The following is a 13,967-nucleotide window of genomic DNA, read 5'->3' on the forward strand; positions in this document are numbered from 1 at the left end:
GTTGTTCTTATATTATGTATTTATTTGGCAATATCGGTATTTTCAGCATTGTTTTCCGCTGCTTCAGACACATTGTTGTGAGCATAAGGCGTACCCAGTACGGTTTTTTCACCTTCTTGCATGCTGTTATCAAAGCGAATTGAGTCTTTAGAAAATAGGTTAATCACGGTTGAGCCTAATTTAAAGCGACCCATTTCCTCACCTTTTTTGATGGTGATAGCTTGTTCGCCTTCGTAGTTCCAACGATGCACCGACGATCCGGTTGGTGGGGTAATGGTGCCACCCCAAATGACTTCAATGCTGCCGACAATCGTTGCACCAACCAGTACTTGCGCCATTGGGCCAAACTCGGTATCAAAGATACACACTACACGCTCATTACGGGCAAATAAGTTCGGTACATTCGCGGCAGTTAATGGATTGACCGAGAATAAATCCCCTGGGACATAAATCATCTGACGCAGCACACCATCGCATGGCATATGGACGCGATGATAATCACTTGGTGATAGGTATAAAGTGGCAAACTCACCGTCAGTAAATTCTTCTGCTAATGTGGCATCGCCACCTAATAATTCTTGCGCAGAGAAGTCATGGCCTTTAGCTTGAATTAAACGACCATTTTCAATTGGGCCAAATTGACTTGTACGAGCATCTGCAGGGTGAACAATCACATTCTCACCTTCTGCAATTGGGCGCATGCCATCTTTAAGTTCACGAACGAAAAACTCGTTAAAGCTATTAAAATAAGCTGGATCAGAGTGAACAGCTTCATCCATGTTGACTTTGTATTGTTTAATAAACCAACGGATCACTGCTGTGCTTAAACTGCCCATTTTAGCAGAGGCTAATTTGCCCATTAGGCGAGTTAAACCATGTTGCGGGATCCAATATTGCAAAGTTACTTTAATTTTATCTATCACGTTGTTATCCATTCTTATCAGGGCTTTTCGGTTTGACTCTATAACAGAGTTAAATGAAAGGGACGATAGTATTATTAAAACTCGACCTCTGTCAGAGTTTTCATTTGACGTTACTTAATGTGAATTTTACAAATCTTTCTTGTTTTTAGAAAAGGTTCGATTGGCTTTATTTTCGCCCATGCTTTCGATAATACGATGGTAGTTATCAAAGCGAATACGATGAATCGTGCCTTTTTCGACAGCATCACGAATGATACAGCCAGGGTCATCATTATGCTTACAGTCGCGGAATTTACAGCCGCCTAAGTAAGGGCGAAACTCAATAAAGGCTTGTGTGACTGCATCAGCCTCTAAGTGCCATAAACCAAATTCACGCACCCCAGGTGAGTCGATTAAATCACCACCTTTAGGGAAATGATATAAACGTGCGGTAGTGGTGGTGTGTTGACCTAAACCGGAGTTCTCCGATACTTCCCCTTCGAGTATTTGCACTTCTGGGATCAGCGCATTGACTAGGCTGGATTTACCCACACCAGATTGACCAACAAAGATATTTAAGCGATCAATTAGAGCAGTTTGTAGCTGGTCTAAACCTTCTTCTGTTTCACGGCTGACGAATAATACCTCATAACCAATCGATTGATAATGACTGAGCGCTTTTTGATATTGTGCCAGCTCACCTGCTGGAATAAGGTCGGTCTTATTTAATACGATTAATGGTGCGATCTGTAAGGTTTCTGCTGCGATCAGGTAGCGATCGATAATGTTTAATGATAGTTCTGGCAAAACAGAAGCAACAATTACCATTTGATTGACATTTGAAGCAACTGGCTTAATTCCATCGTAATAATCAGGACGAACCAGAATAGAGGTTCTTGGTTCTACCGCCTCAACCACGCCTGAAATGCCCGCCATCGATTCTAAACCAGGGCGCCAAATAACGCGATCGCCCGTCACTAAGCTTTCAATGCCACGACGTAAATTACAACGATGGATCTCTCCGCTCTGTGTATCTTCGATATCGGCATGTTGACCAAAGCGAGTGATCACCAATCCTTTTTGCAATTCACCCAACATTTCATCATCCCATTGGATGGAATCTTCGCGTTTGAGGCGTTTGCTTTGATTAGTGCGTACTTGACGTACTTGACCTTTAGTCAGCTTTTTCTTCTTAGCCACAGGTAATATATATTCCGTAATAATTAAGAGGGTTTTGGATTTAACCCTAGCAGGGTATGATACACCTATTATGTCTTAAATAGACAATTCATCGAATAGGAAATGCTATGACACAGTCTCAAAATCCTAAGTTTCATCAAGATAACTTAATTTGGGTTGATCTTGAAATGACTGGATTGGATCCAGAAACGCATAAAATCATCGAAATCGCTTCGATTGTTACCGATAGCGAATTAAATATTTTAGCTGAAGGTCCAATGCTGGCTATCCATCAATCGGAACAAGAATTGGCAAAAATGGATGATTGGTGCACTAACACCCATACTAACAGTGGATTAGTGAAGCGTGTGCAAGAGACTACTGTGACAGAAGATGATGCAATTGCTCAAACTATTGCCTTTTTAGAGCAATGGGTACCAAAAGGGAAATCACCAATTTGTGGTAATAGCATTGGTCAAGACCGTCGTTTTTTATATAAACACATGCCATTGCTGGAAGAATACTTCCATTATCGCTACCTTGATGTCAGCACGATTAAAGAATTAACACGCCGCTGGCAGCCAGAAACTTTAGAGGGTTTCTCTAAAAGTGGCAGTCATTTAGCATTAGATGACATCCGTGAGTCGATTGCTGAATTGAAATATTACCGTTCAACAGTGTTTAAAATCTAACGCTTTTGCAGGCAATAAGAGCAATTTGTTTTATTTTCAATCAATCAAACGATTATTTTCATTTTTTTGCAAACTAGGGCTTGCATCAAAATCAAATGCTCTTATAATTCGCACCCCTAAACGGAGAAACTGTTTAGACCTGCGAATCTCTGAAATAGTGAGAAACGTTATGCGACACTAGCTCAGCTGGTAGAGCGCAACCTTGCCAAGGTTGAGGTCACGAGTTCGAGCCTCGTGTGTCGCTCCAAATTTTAAAACGAAATACGAGAGTGCTTGTGGCAGAGCACATCCTTGCCAAGGTTGAGGTCACGCCTAAGCCTTGAAGACCGGGAGTCTCGTGTGTCGCTTCAAATAAAAAGACTTTTAGTTTATGCGAATTTAATTTCGAAAGCTGGAAGTCTCTAGATTAGAGACTCGATTCTAATCAACTAAAAAAATCGGACGCGGGATGGAGCAGTTTGGTAGCTCGTCGGGCTCATAACCCGAAGGTCGTAGGTTCAAATCCTGCTCCCGCAACCACAATAGTTTTCATTGTTATTTTATAACGATGAGAGCACATAGTTTAACGCGACACTAGCTCAGCTGGTAGAGCGCAACCTTGCCAAGGTTGAGGTCACGAGTTCGAGCCTCGTGTGTCGCTCCAATTTCTTTTAAGAAAGATATTGGAAGGTAAAGTTCTCATTGTACTTAACAATGACATCCGGACGCGGGATGGAGCAGTTTGGTAGCTCGTCGGGCTCATAACCCGAAGGTCGTAGGTTCAAATCCTGCTCCCGCAACCACATTAGTTTTCATTGTTATTTTATAACGATGAGAGCACATAGTTTAACGCGACACTAGCTCAGCTGGTAGAGCGCAACCTTGCCAAGGTTGAGGTCACGAGTTCGAGCCTCGTGTGTCGCTCCAATTTAAAATGAAGTTGAGTTACTCAGTTTCTTTTAAGTGGAAGGTAAAGTTCTCATTGTACTTAACAATGACATCCGGACGCGGGATGGAGCAGTTTGGTAGCTCGTCGGGCTCATAACCCGAAGGTCGTAGGTTCAAATCCTGCTCCCGCAACCACATTAGTTTTCATTGTTATTTTATAACGATGAGAGCACATAGTTTAACGCGACACTAGCTCAGCTGGTAGAGCGCAACCTTGCCAAGGTTGAGGTCACGAGTTCGAGCCTCGTGTGTCGCTCCAATTTAAAATGAAGTTGAGTTACTCAGTTTCTTTTAAGTGGAAGGTAAAGTTCTCATTGTACTTAACAATGACATCCGGACGCGGGATGGAGCAGTTTGGTAGCTCGTCGGGCTCATAACCCGAAGGTCGTAGGTTCAAATCCTGCTCCCGCAACCACATTAAAAGATTTTGTGAAAACGCTATAGCTCGTCGGGCTCAGCACTTCATAAAATCGGCGAAGGACGTAGATTTAAACCCTGCTTCTGGAACCACATTAGTTTTCATTATTATTTTATAACGATGAGAGCACATAGTTTAACGCGACACTAGCTCAGCTGGTAGAGCGCAACCTTGCCAAGGTTGAGGTCACGAGTTCGAGCCTCGTGTGTCGCTCCAATTTGTAAACGAAACACGACGCGCTTGTGGCAAAGCGCACCCTTGTCAAGGTTGAGGTCATGCCAATACCTTGAAGATCAGGGAGCCTCGTGTGTCGCTCCAATTTGTAAACGAAACACGACGCGCTTGTGGCAAAGCGCACCCTTGTCAAGGTTGAGGTCACGCCAATACCTTGAAGATCAGGGAGCCTCGTGTGTCGCTCCAATTTTTAAACGAAACACGATATGCTTGTGGCAGAGCGCATCTTTGCCAAGGTTGAGGTCACACCTAAGCCTTGCCTCTTTGCTTAAAGAGAAGCAGGAACCTCGTGTAGCGTAATTAAAAATAAAAAACGATCTCATCTGAGATCGTTTTTTATTCCCTGCAATATAGTGATTTGTATACCGCGAATCGATTTCATCGTTAATCCATAATTAATGGATTATAGCTCTTTTTAGTTTGACTCCTTACCTTGATGTTAGTGTCACTTCTCAAGTTGTCATACTCTCAAAACGATTACCCGCTGTAAGCACCGTTTTTATTGGTGATGAAAAAGCTATCTACAAGTTTATCCACAGATTGATTTTTGTGGATAACTTGGTGTGTAAGTTGTTTTTTAGCCGTTGATATTTCGATATTCATTTGGATCTTTCTGGTTTTTAATAAATTAAAAAGCGAATGAAATTGTCATAAGTTATTGTTTTTTATATCAAAGAAAAAGTAACTGTATAAAAGATCAGGTTCAATAAAAGATCTTTATTTGATGTTTACTTGATCTTTATCATGAAATTTGAATGTGTTTAACTTTTCGTTACACCTTGTCACGTTGCCTATCTTGATACTTTTTCCACATTACAATTTTTTTTGAGATCAGTATCACTATCCTCGGCTTGGGCGTTAAGCATCGCGCGGTAAACCTTTCTCAATAATTCTGACTAACCGCTCCAATTTAATGTTTCTTACCGCGACTTCTTTTTTGTTGTCTTGCTGCTCTAAAGCCCAATGGATATGAACATCTAATAGCGCATTTAACCCTAACCTTGCATTTAAGGCGTCATAAATTTCGTTCTGATAAGGGGCATTGCCTAAAGCAATCGCGATATTTCTTAGCCATTGAATATGACCAATTCGGCGAATAGCAGAGCCTTCCATATTTTTTAGGAAAGCCGCTTCGTCCCATGTAAATAATCCGATGAGATTACTGTCATTAAATATAGGGCGTCGATGGAAACTGTCTTGTTCGGTAATATCGCCTTCACGGTTCCACGGGCAAACTAACTGGCAATCATCACAACCATAAATTCGATTACCCATCTTGCTGCGTAACTCTTCTGGGATCACGCCATCAAACTCAATGGTGAGATAAGAAATACATAGACGAGCATCCACCACGCCATCACTTAATATCGCCCCAGTCGGGCAAGAGGTGATACAAGCGGTACATTTTCCACATTGATTGCTCTGCGGTTCATCAACTGGAAGAGGAAGATCAATCAGTAGTTCACCTAAGAAAAACCAAGAGCCTTTATCTTTATCAAGAATAAGCGAGTGTTTTCCTGTCCAACCAAGTCCGGCTTTTTGAGCTAATGGACGTTCTAAAATAGGTGCGGAATCTACGAATGGGCGATAACCAAAAGCGCCAACTTCTTGTTCAATACGCTGACCGAGCTTTTTCAGTTGGTTACGCATTAATTTATGATAGTCACGACCTAATGAGTAACGACTAATATAAGCTTGGGTAGGATCGGCAAGGTTGGCGGCAAACTGGGCTTGCGGTGGAAGGTAATCCATTCGCACGCTGATCACTCGCACTGTGCCAGGGTGAAGTTTGGCCGGACGCGCACGCATCATGCCATGTCTTGCCATCCAGTCCATGTTGCCATGGTGACCTGCATCTAACCAGCGCTGCAGTTGAGCTTCATGTTCGGATAAATCGACATCACAGATCCCCACTTTTTGAAAGCCAAGCTCTTGGCCCCACTGTTTGATGTTTTGTGCAAGTTCGGTGTAATTCATGGCGGTTGGCTTTTAAGTGATAATCGAGGGCAGATTTTAACCAATCTAATCCAGGGTTGCGATGGCTCTTAATGGTTATTTATTAATTATATTCTTTCGCCAATCTTACTTGAGCCACTTCTTGCCAGAGTGCTCTTAATTCTGCATCTTGACCTTACTTGGGTATAGATAGCAGAATAAAGCGGATATTGAGTTAAATTCTGACACTTTGTTTAGAATTTATTGGCAATATGTAGAATAATGACGTGCTTAAGAGAATATTACTCTTAACACTGTATTTAAACTCTTTTTATACCCACTGAAATTGAAGCTTTATGTTGGTGGGTATATAGCGTTAGACCATTACCTTTTGATGAGCAAGAGTAACATGACAAAAATCAAACAAGCATTATTGATGGATGAAGCCGCTACTATAGATTTAGGGACTCAATTAGCCCATTTATGCTCACAACAAACTACGATTTATTTGCATGGTGATCTTGGTGCTGGAAAAACCACATTCAGTCGTGGTTTTGTTCGAGCATTAGGTCATCAAGGCAATGTAAAAAGTCCAACGTATACCTTAGTTGAACCTTATATATTAGATAAATGGCAGGTCTATCATTTTGACTTGTATCGCTTGGCCGATCCTGAAGAGTTGGAGTTTATGGGGATCCGAGATTACTTTACCCCAGATGCGATTTGTTTGGTTGAGTGGCCTGAAAAGGGCGAGGGCATTTTGCCGCTGGCCGATTTAGATATTGAATTGCGCTACATTGAAACCCATAGACAAGTGGTGTTGACCGCCAATAACGAATATGGACAATCTTTATTAAGCGAGCTGACGTTGTGATTAAATTAGTTAAGGCAAGAACCTTTTTTTTAGTCATGATACTGGCGGCATTGTCATCGACCGTATGGGCTAACTCTTTAAATACTATTCGTGTATGGCCCTCAGAAACCGATACCCGTGTTGTAATGGATATGGGAAGTGAACCCACCTTTAGTTATTTTACCCTCTCTGGGCCTAACCGTTTAGTCGTGGACATTAAAAACACCAGTTTAAAAACAAAACTACCCGTTAAAGTTACCGACAGCCCTATTTTGACTAAAATTCGTCGCAGTGGCGCGCCGGTTGCTTCAACTTATCGGTTAGTGTTTGAATTAAAATCGAAGCAAAATCCTGAAGTGTTTAAATTAGCCCCTACCGCCAATGGTCAATATGGTCATCGTTTGGTGGTGGATTTTAAACATGGATCAGCGGCAGTTAGCAACCAAAAATCAGGGCTAGTTAGCCATGCTTTGCCGGTAGTCGCTAAACCAACAGTAATAAAACCTGCGACTAAACCTCAAGCAATACCGAATACAGTGTCGAGAACTCCAACTCGAATTATAGTGGCGATAGATCCTGGGCACGGAGGCCAAGATCCAGGCTCTATTGGCCCAACCCGAAAATATGAGAAAAACGTCACGTTAGCGATCGCTAAAAAAGTGGTGAATGATCTTAATAAGAAGACCCCTAATATTCATGCGATATTGACGCGTAAAGGGGATTATTACGTTAACTTAAATGAACGTTCAGAGATCGCACGTAAGAATAAAGCGCTGTTATTAGTGTCAATCCATGCTGATAGTTACACCACATCAGGCCCGCGTGGTGCGTCGGTGTTCGTATTAAGTACTCGTCGAGCCAATACTGAAATTGGTCGTTGGGTGGTAAAAAAAGAAGAGCAATCTGAGTTATTGGGTGGTGGTGGTCTATTGCTAGCCAAAAATGCTCATGATAAAAACGTCAGCCAAACGGTACTCGATCTCCAATTTGGCTATTCACAAACTGAAGGTAACAAGCTAGCACTGCATGTGATCAAGCAATTGCGTCAAGTAACACGGATGCATACCTCTAAACCCGTTTATGCCAGTTTAGCGGTTTTGAAGTCTCCTGATATTCCATCAATCTTGGTTGAAACTGGTTTTATTTCCAATCCTGCGGAAGAGAAGTTATTGGTGCAAAACTATCATCAAAATCAACTTTCAGGAGCTATATCTAAGGCTATTCAGCAATACTTTAAAGATAACCCAGTACAAGGAGCAATGGTGGTTAATCATGCTTCTTCTGGCACTCACAAAGTAAAAAGTGGTGAATCGCTTTCGGTTATCGCTAAGAAATACAACACCAGCACAGCCAATCTAATGCAGTGGAATAACTTAAAAAGCTCGAGCTTAAAGGTGGGGCAGCAATTAAAAGTAACCGCACCAAGCACAACGGCTTCCACTTCAAGCACTCAAGCTTCTTCGTTGTCAATCGGTACGCAAGACATTACTCATGTGGTTCAACGTGGGGATTACTTAGGTAAAATAGCTGAAAAATACAATGTATCGATCAGACAAATTAAGGCACAAAACAACTTGCGCAGCAATACGCTAAAGTTAGGTCAGAAGCTTAAAATCGCGGTGCCAAAATCGACTAAGACCGTCACGCACCAAGTAAAAAGTGGTGAATATTTAAGTGGTATCGCACAAAAATATAACGTCAAGGTGAGCGAAATCCGTAAAGCCAATAATTTGCGCTCTGATAGTTTGGCGGTGGGTCAGAAGTTAACTATTCCTCAATAAGCAATAAGCAATAAACGATAATCTGAGATAGCGTTAAACATTAAACATTAAACATTAAACATTAAACGTTTGTTGAGGTATTAGTATTCATAGTGAAAATCAGTGGTGTAGCGATGGCAATTAAAATTTTACCAGCTCGACTGGCCAACCAAATCGCCGCTGGTGAAGTGGTAGAACGCCCTGCATCTGTGGTGAAAGAATTAGTTGAGAACAGTATTGATTCTGGTGCGACCCGTATTGATATTGATATTGAAAAAGGCGGTAGCAAGCTCATTCGAGTGCGAGATAATGGCTCGGGAATCGCCAAAGATGAATTGGGTTTAGCGTTAAGTCGCCATGCCACTTCAAAGATACACAGTTTAGATGACTTAGAAGCGATCATTAGCCTTGGTTTTCGCGGTGAAGCGCTGGCCAGTATTAGCTCGGTTTCTCGTTTAACCTTAACCTCGCGTATTGCCACTCAAAGCGAAGCTTGGTCTGCTTATGCTGAAGGGCGAGATATGACGGTGCAATTAACCCCAGCCGCTCACCCTATTGGCACCACAGTTGAAGTGGTGGATTTATTTTTTAATACTCCAGCGCGACGCAAATTCTTACGCACGGAAAAAACCGAATTTACCCATATTGATGAACTGTTAAAGCGAATTGCGCTCAGTTGCTTCGAGGTGTCGATTACCCTGCGTCATAACGGCAAAGTGATCCGCCAATATCGCGCGGCAAAAACCGATATTCAAATTGAAAAACGTATCGGCGTCGCTTGTGGTTCGAGCTTTATGCAGCATGCGGTGTCGATCGCTTTAGATCACAACGATCTCAAACTAAAAGGCTGGATCACTACTCCCGACGGTGCGCGCAGTCAAAGTGATTTGCAGTACTGCTATGTTAATGGCCGTATGATGCGAGATAAGCTTATTAATCATGCGATTAGGCAAAGTTACGAGTCGGCGCTGCGCCCAGATCAATTTGCCACCTATGTACTCTTTATTGAAATAGATCCACATCAAGTTGATGTCAATGTGCACCCTGCGAAACATGAAGTCCGTTTTCATCAAGCGCGCTTAGTGCATGATTTTATTTATCAAGCATTGCGCGATGGATTATCGCAAGTGGTCGATATTACCGCTCCTGCTATTGCTAAATCAGCGTATGCTAGCCCGCCTCAAGTGGATGAACAAACTGAACATTCATCTCAAAACGAGGATCTTCAGGGCCGAGATGACAGCGCGCAAGGTAAGCGCAATGCGAGCCAATACATTAGCGATCAGCGACAAGGTTATACTGTATCGACTCATCAGGCTTGGCAAACGGACGATCAAGATGAAAACTCGCGCCCTAATGCTAATGCTAATGCTAATACTAATACTAAAGCTCATTCGAGTCGCCCAAGAGCGTCATCGACAAGTTATCACCCTAAGCAATCAGAAGTCTATCGCGCCTTATTTCAAACACTCGACCCAATTGAAAAACCAGAATGCGTAGAGCAACCAGAAAATCACCAATCCAGTCATGCCTCAGAGTCAACTGAACCGAACATTATCACCAGTTTGGGTAAGTCTCTAGCGGTGGTGCAAGAGTGTTATTTGTTGATGCAAAATCCTCAAAGCTGTCTATTGGTGGATCTCAACAAGGCGGCGAGTTTAAAGATACAAGGCCAATTTTTGCTTAATGGCGAACCAAGCTTGAAAGCTCAGCCTCTATTGATCCCGTTAAGTCTTCCGCTATCGCTGGATTTGATAACGACCGCAGCAAGTCAGCATGCACTCTTAGCGCAACTGGGGGTTGAATTACAAGCCAAAGGGCAGCATTTAATGGTGGTGGGGGTACCACAACCGTTAAGACAACAGAATTTACAAATCTTGATCCCTGAGCTTTTAGGCTACCTTAACCGTCACCAATATGACAACCAAAGTGGTGGCGAAGAAATCACTTATCAGGCTTTGAGTTTATGGCTCACAAAACATATTAGTGTTACTCAGACTCGCTATACTTTATCGCAAGCCATTCAATTGGTGTCGGAACTTGAACAAATTTGGGGAACCGCTTTGCCATTACAACAATATAACTGGGTTCAACCCGTTGATTTTTCATCTACTCTAGCGGTGCTGCAATCATGAGCCAAACATTACCTTTAGCATTATTTTTGATGGGGCCGACAGCCTCAGGTAAAACCGAGCTGGCAATACGTTTACGTCAAAAGTATCCAGTGGAAATCATCAGTGTCGATTCCGCCTTGATTTATAAAGGTATGGATATCGGCACCGCTAAACCAGATGCTGCAGAACTGGCATTAGCGCCCCATCGATTGATTGATATTTTGGATCCTAGCGAATCTTATTCGGCGGCGGATTTTCGTCGTGATGCACTGCAACAAATGGCGGAAATTGTCGCGCAAGGCAAAATTCCATTATTAGTTGGCGGGACCATGTTGTACTACAAAGCACTGCTAGAAGGTTTATCCCCATTGCCAGCTGCCGATCCGGTTATTCGCCAACAAATAGAGCAGCAAGCACAAGATATTGGTTGGGAAGCACTGCACCAAGAGCTTGCCAGTATCGATCCAGTTGCAGCTAAAAGAATCCACCCGAATGATCCACAGCGTTTATCTCGTGCGTTAGAAGTTTTCCGTATTTCAGGTAAAACCTTAACTCAACTAACCGAGCAAAAAGGCGAGCCGATCCCGTATCGAGTCAAGCAGTTTGCGGTTATGCCGAAAGAGCGAGCGGAATTGCATCGTCGGATTGAGCTGCGATTTGAGAAAATGATCGAGGCAGGGTTTGAACAAGAAGTGAGCGGTTTACATCAACGCAGTGATCTACATCTTGATCTACCATCAATTCGGTGCGTAGGTTACCGACAAATGTGGGAATATCTTGATGGAAATGGCACACTAGATGAAGCGGTATTTAAAGGGGTGTGCGCTACTCGTCAATTGGCGAAAAGACAAATCACTTGGCTGCGTAGTTGGGGTGATTTAACTTGGCTAGACAGTGAAAAAATTGACGCATCAGTAGAAACTTTATCAAATGCGATAACCAGTGACGGCTGATCCGTGCATCTTACCGTGATTTGAGTATATACTGAGACTAATCAGTATGATTGCTACTTTGATCGCTGAAAGTAAGTATCTAGGAACTAACTAGCCTAGAAGATTCATTATTTTCAATATGAAGATAAAAATTCGGCAGTCGAGCCATTTTGCTCGTTAATGCACAACTTCTTCTATTTTAGATGAAGTCTTAGCACTGCTTTTATTGTGTGACCACTTTCTTGTATCGGTTTTTTGTAACTTGATGCGTAGCAAAGTGAGATTAGCTAAAAATAAAATAACAAATAAATAAGGAAGAAAAACATGGCTAAGGGGCAATCTTTACAAGACCCATTCTTGAATGCATTACGACGTGAACGTATCCCAGTTTCAATTTATCTCGTTAATGGTATTAAGCTGCAAGGACAAATTGAATCATTCGATCAATTTGTTATCTTGTTGAAAAACACCGTCAGCCAAATGGTTTATAAACATGCCATTTCAACGGTTGTTCCTGCCCGCGCGGTGAGTCACCATACGACTGAGCGTCCGGCGCAGCAAGAGAAACCACAGCAAGATAATTCAGAAGATTAAGACTATTTTATTACCAAAACTAAGGAGCGAACTACTTGTTTGACCGTTATGAATCTGGTGAACAGGCAGTGCTTGTTCATATCAACTTCACCCAAGAAGGTGAGTGGGAAGATCTCAGAGAATTTGAAATGCTGGTTTCTTCCGCTGGGGTTAATAAGTTACAGGTTGTGACAGGTAGTCGCCAATCCCCGCATGCTAAATATTATGTAGGGAGCGGCAAAGCACAAGAGATTGCCGATACAGTGCAAGCTCAAGGTGCTGAAATTGTTATCTTTAATCATGCATTAACACCGGCGCAAGAGCGTAACTTAGAAATGTTGTGCCAGTGTCGAGTACTTGACCGTACCGGCTTGATCTTAGATATCTTTGCTCAGCGCGCTCGAACCCATGAAGGTAAAATGCAGGTTGAATTGGCGCAGTTGCGTCATTTATCGACGCGTTTGATCCGAGGCTGGACCCACTTAGAGCGTCAAAAAGGCGGGATTGGCTTACGTGGACCGGGTGAAACTCAACTAGAAACGGATAGACGATTACTGCGTGAGCGAATTAAAGCCATTTTGCGTCGTTTAGCTAAAGTTGCAAAACAACGCGAACAGGGCCGAAAAGCCAGGCAGAGAGCTGAAATTCCGACCGTTTCATTAGTTGGTTATACCAATGCGGGTAAATCGACGTTATTCAATCGAATTACTGAAGCCGGAGTGTATGCTGCCGATCAGTTATTTGCGACATTGGATCCCACGTTACGTAAAATCGAACTAGAAGATGTGGGCGATGCAATCCTAGCCGATACGGTTGGTTTTATTCGTCACCTTCCTCATGATCTAGTTGCAGCATTTAAAGCGACCTTGCAAGAGACGCAAGAAGCAGACATTTTGTTACATGTTGTCGATGCCAGTGATGAGCGTTTTCGTGAGAACATTCATGCGGTTGATGTGGTTTTAGAAGAAATTGATGCGCATGAAGTACCGTCACTGTTAGTGATGAACAAAATTGATAGTATGGATGGACAAAAACCAAGAATAGATCGAGATGAAGAAGGTCTTCCTCGTGTGGTTTGGGTTTCTGCCATGAATGGAATTGGCTTAGATTTGTTGTTTACCGCGCTTACTGAGCGTTTGGCGACACAAATTGTTCAATATCAGCTGTGTATTCCACCTATGCATCAAGGACGTATTCGTAGTTTATTCTTTCAAATGAATGCGATCCAAGCAGAAGAGTACGATCAAGATGGTAACTTATTGATTGATATTCGAATGCAACAAGTTGATTGGTTAAAATTAGAAAAAAGAGAAGAGGTGGTTTTGAGTGACCTTATCGTCACAGACTTAACTACTACAATATGATATCAAAACAGCGATATTATTAAGTGGTTTACGACTAATGGTTTGATTAAAAACTATTTTGTATGAACTTTTTATTATTAATGA

11 protein-coding genes and 9 tRNA genes are annotated in these 13,967 nt (G+C 42.4%); 16 read left to right on the forward strand and 4 right to left on the reverse strand.

What is annotated here, in order from left to right; translation table 11 throughout:
• Window positions 1-20: 20 nt before the first annotated feature.
• On the reverse strand, window positions 21-920 hold the full coding sequence (gene asd, locus HC723_RS01975) for an archaetidylserine decarboxylase (RefSeq protein ID WP_190338154.1): 900 nt from the start codon (window positions 918-920) through the stop codon (window positions 21-23).
• A gap of 129 nt (window positions 921-1,049) precedes the next feature.
• Complete coding sequence (gene rsgA, locus HC723_RS01980; RefSeq protein ID WP_153447803.1) at window positions 1,050-2,102, reverse strand: small ribosomal subunit biogenesis GTPase RsgA; 1,053 nt, start codon at window positions 2,100-2,102, stop codon at window positions 1,050-1,052.
• 107 nt (window positions 2,103-2,209) lie between these two features.
• On the opposite strand from rsgA, the gene orn reads away from it, so the two are divergent.
• The 10 genes from orn to HC723_RS02030 all read left to right on the forward strand — a co-directional run bounded on the left by orn (window position 2,210) and on the right by HC723_RS02030 (window position 4,334).
• Complete coding sequence (gene orn, locus HC723_RS01985; protein ID WP_153447802.1) at window positions 2,210-2,773, forward strand: oligoribonuclease; 564 nt, start codon at window positions 2,210-2,212, stop codon at window positions 2,771-2,773.
• 171 nt (window positions 2,774-2,944) lie between these two features.
• Window positions 2,945-3,020: transfer RNA gene (locus HC723_RS01990), tRNA-Gly, on the forward strand.
• A gap of 195 nt (window positions 3,021-3,215) precedes the next feature.
• Window positions 3,216-3,292, forward strand: a tRNA-Met gene (locus HC723_RS01995).
• Between the two features lie 48 nt (window positions 3,293-3,340).
• Window positions 3,341-3,416, forward strand: a tRNA-Gly gene (locus tag HC723_RS02000).
• Between the two features lie 62 nt (window positions 3,417-3,478).
• A tRNA-Met gene (locus HC723_RS02005) sits at window positions 3,479-3,555 on the forward strand.
• Between the two features lie 48 nt (window positions 3,556-3,603).
• Window positions 3,604-3,679 (forward strand) — tRNA-Gly (locus HC723_RS02010).
• Between the two features lie 79 nt (window positions 3,680-3,758).
• Window positions 3,759-3,835: transfer RNA gene (locus HC723_RS02015), tRNA-Met, on the forward strand.
• Window positions 3,836-3,883: 48 nt separating this feature from the next.
• Window positions 3,884-3,959 (forward strand) — tRNA-Gly (locus HC723_RS02020).
• 79 nt (window positions 3,960-4,038) lie between these two features.
• Window positions 4,039-4,115, forward strand: a tRNA-Met gene (locus HC723_RS02025).
• Between the two features lie 143 nt (window positions 4,116-4,258).
• Window positions 4,259-4,334 (forward strand) — tRNA-Gly (locus HC723_RS02030).
• Window positions 4,335-4,829: 495 nt separating this feature from the next.
• On the opposite strand, the gene HC723_RS17675 is transcribed toward HC723_RS02030, so the two are convergent.
• Window positions 4,830-4,955 carry a hypothetical protein gene (locus tag HC723_RS17675; protein WP_267904232.1) on the reverse strand — a complete coding sequence of 42 codons (126 nt, stop codon included), beginning with the start codon at window positions 4,953-4,955 and terminating at the stop codon, window positions 4,830-4,832.
• Between the two features lie 255 nt (window positions 4,956-5,210).
• Window positions 5,211-6,329, reverse strand: a complete 1,119-nt coding sequence (queG, locus tag HC723_RS02035; protein WP_190338050.1) for a tRNA epoxyqueuosine(34) reductase QueG — start codon at window positions 6,327-6,329, stop codon at window positions 5,211-5,213.
• Window positions 6,330-6,696: 367 nt separating this feature from the next.
• Here queG and tsaE point away from each other — a divergent pair, with 367 nt between their 5' ends.
• The 6 genes from tsaE to hflX all read left to right on the forward strand — a co-directional run bounded on the left by tsaE (window position 6,697) and on the right by hflX (window position 13,883).
• Window positions 6,697-7,161: a tRNA (adenosine(37)-N6)-threonylcarbamoyltransferase complex ATPase subunit type 1 TsaE gene (gene tsaE / locus HC723_RS02040; protein ID WP_153447800.1), complete on the forward strand. Its 465-nt coding sequence runs from the start codon at window positions 6,697-6,699 to the stop codon at window positions 7,159-7,161.
• Window positions 7,162-7,196: 35 nt separating this feature from the next.
• Entirely contained in the window at window positions 7,197-8,921 is a 1,725-nt protein-coding gene (locus tag HC723_RS02045; RefSeq protein WP_190338155.1) for a LysM peptidoglycan-binding domain-containing protein, read from the forward strand.
• Window positions 8,922-9,034: 113 nt separating this feature from the next.
• Window positions 9,035-11,035 carry a DNA mismatch repair endonuclease MutL gene (gene mutL / locus HC723_RS02050; RefSeq protein ID WP_190338051.1) on the forward strand — a complete coding sequence of 667 codons (2,001 nt, stop codon included), beginning with the start codon at window positions 9,035-9,037 and terminating at the stop codon, window positions 11,033-11,035.
• Complete coding sequence (miaA, locus tag HC723_RS02055) at window positions 11,032-11,967, forward strand: tRNA (adenosine(37)-N6)-dimethylallyltransferase MiaA (RefSeq protein ID WP_153447798.1); 936 nt, start codon at window positions 11,032-11,034, stop codon at window positions 11,965-11,967. Before mutL ends, miaA begins: the two co-directional genes overlap by 4 nt.
• A 303-nt stretch (window positions 11,968-12,270) precedes the next feature.
• Window positions 12,271-12,540 (forward strand): RNA chaperone Hfq, encoded by a 270-nt coding sequence (hfq, locus tag HC723_RS02060; RefSeq protein WP_153447797.1) that lies wholly within the window; start codon window positions 12,271-12,273, stop codon window positions 12,538-12,540.
• A gap of 35 nt (window positions 12,541-12,575) precedes the next feature.
• Window positions 12,576-13,883 carry a ribosome rescue GTPase HflX gene (gene hflX / locus HC723_RS02065; RefSeq protein WP_190338053.1) on the forward strand — a complete coding sequence of 436 codons (1,308 nt, stop codon included), beginning with the start codon at window positions 12,576-12,578 and terminating at the stop codon, window positions 13,881-13,883.
• Window positions 13,884-13,967: the final 84 nt, after the last annotated feature.

Origin of the sequence: Vibrio sp. S11_S32, from assembly GCF_014694465.1 — a bacterium.
Classification (GTDB): Bacteria; Pseudomonadota; Gammaproteobacteria; order Enterobacterales; family Vibrionaceae; genus Vibrio; species Vibrio algicola.

Coding starts and splice junctions, on each gene's coding strand:
- HC723_RS17675 (WP_267904232.1), bottom strand. CDS start 4,955: ATGAATATCGAAATATCAACGGCTAAAAAACAACTTACACACCAAGTT.
- mutL (WP_190338051.1), top strand. CDS start 9,035: ATGGCAATTAAAATTTTACCAGCTCGACTGGCCAACCAAATCGCCGCT.
- HC723_RS02045 (WP_190338155.1), top strand. CDS start 7,197: ATGATACTGGCGGCATTGTCATCGACCGTATGGGCTAACTCTTTAAAT.
- miaA (WP_153447798.1), top strand. CDS start 11,032: ATGAGCCAAACATTACCTTTAGCATTATTTTTGATGGGGCCGACAGCC.
- tsaE (WP_153447800.1), top strand. CDS start 6,697: ATGACAAAAATCAAACAAGCATTATTGATGGATGAAGCCGCTACTATA.
- hfq (WP_153447797.1), top strand. CDS start 12,271: ATGGCTAAGGGGCAATCTTTACAAGACCCATTCTTGAATGCATTACGA.
- queG (WP_190338050.1), bottom strand. CDS start 6,329: ATGAATTACACCGAACTTGCACAAAACATCAAACAGTGGGGCCAAGAG.
- orn (WP_153447802.1), top strand. CDS start 2,210: ATGACACAGTCTCAAAATCCTAAGTTTCATCAAGATAACTTAATTTGG.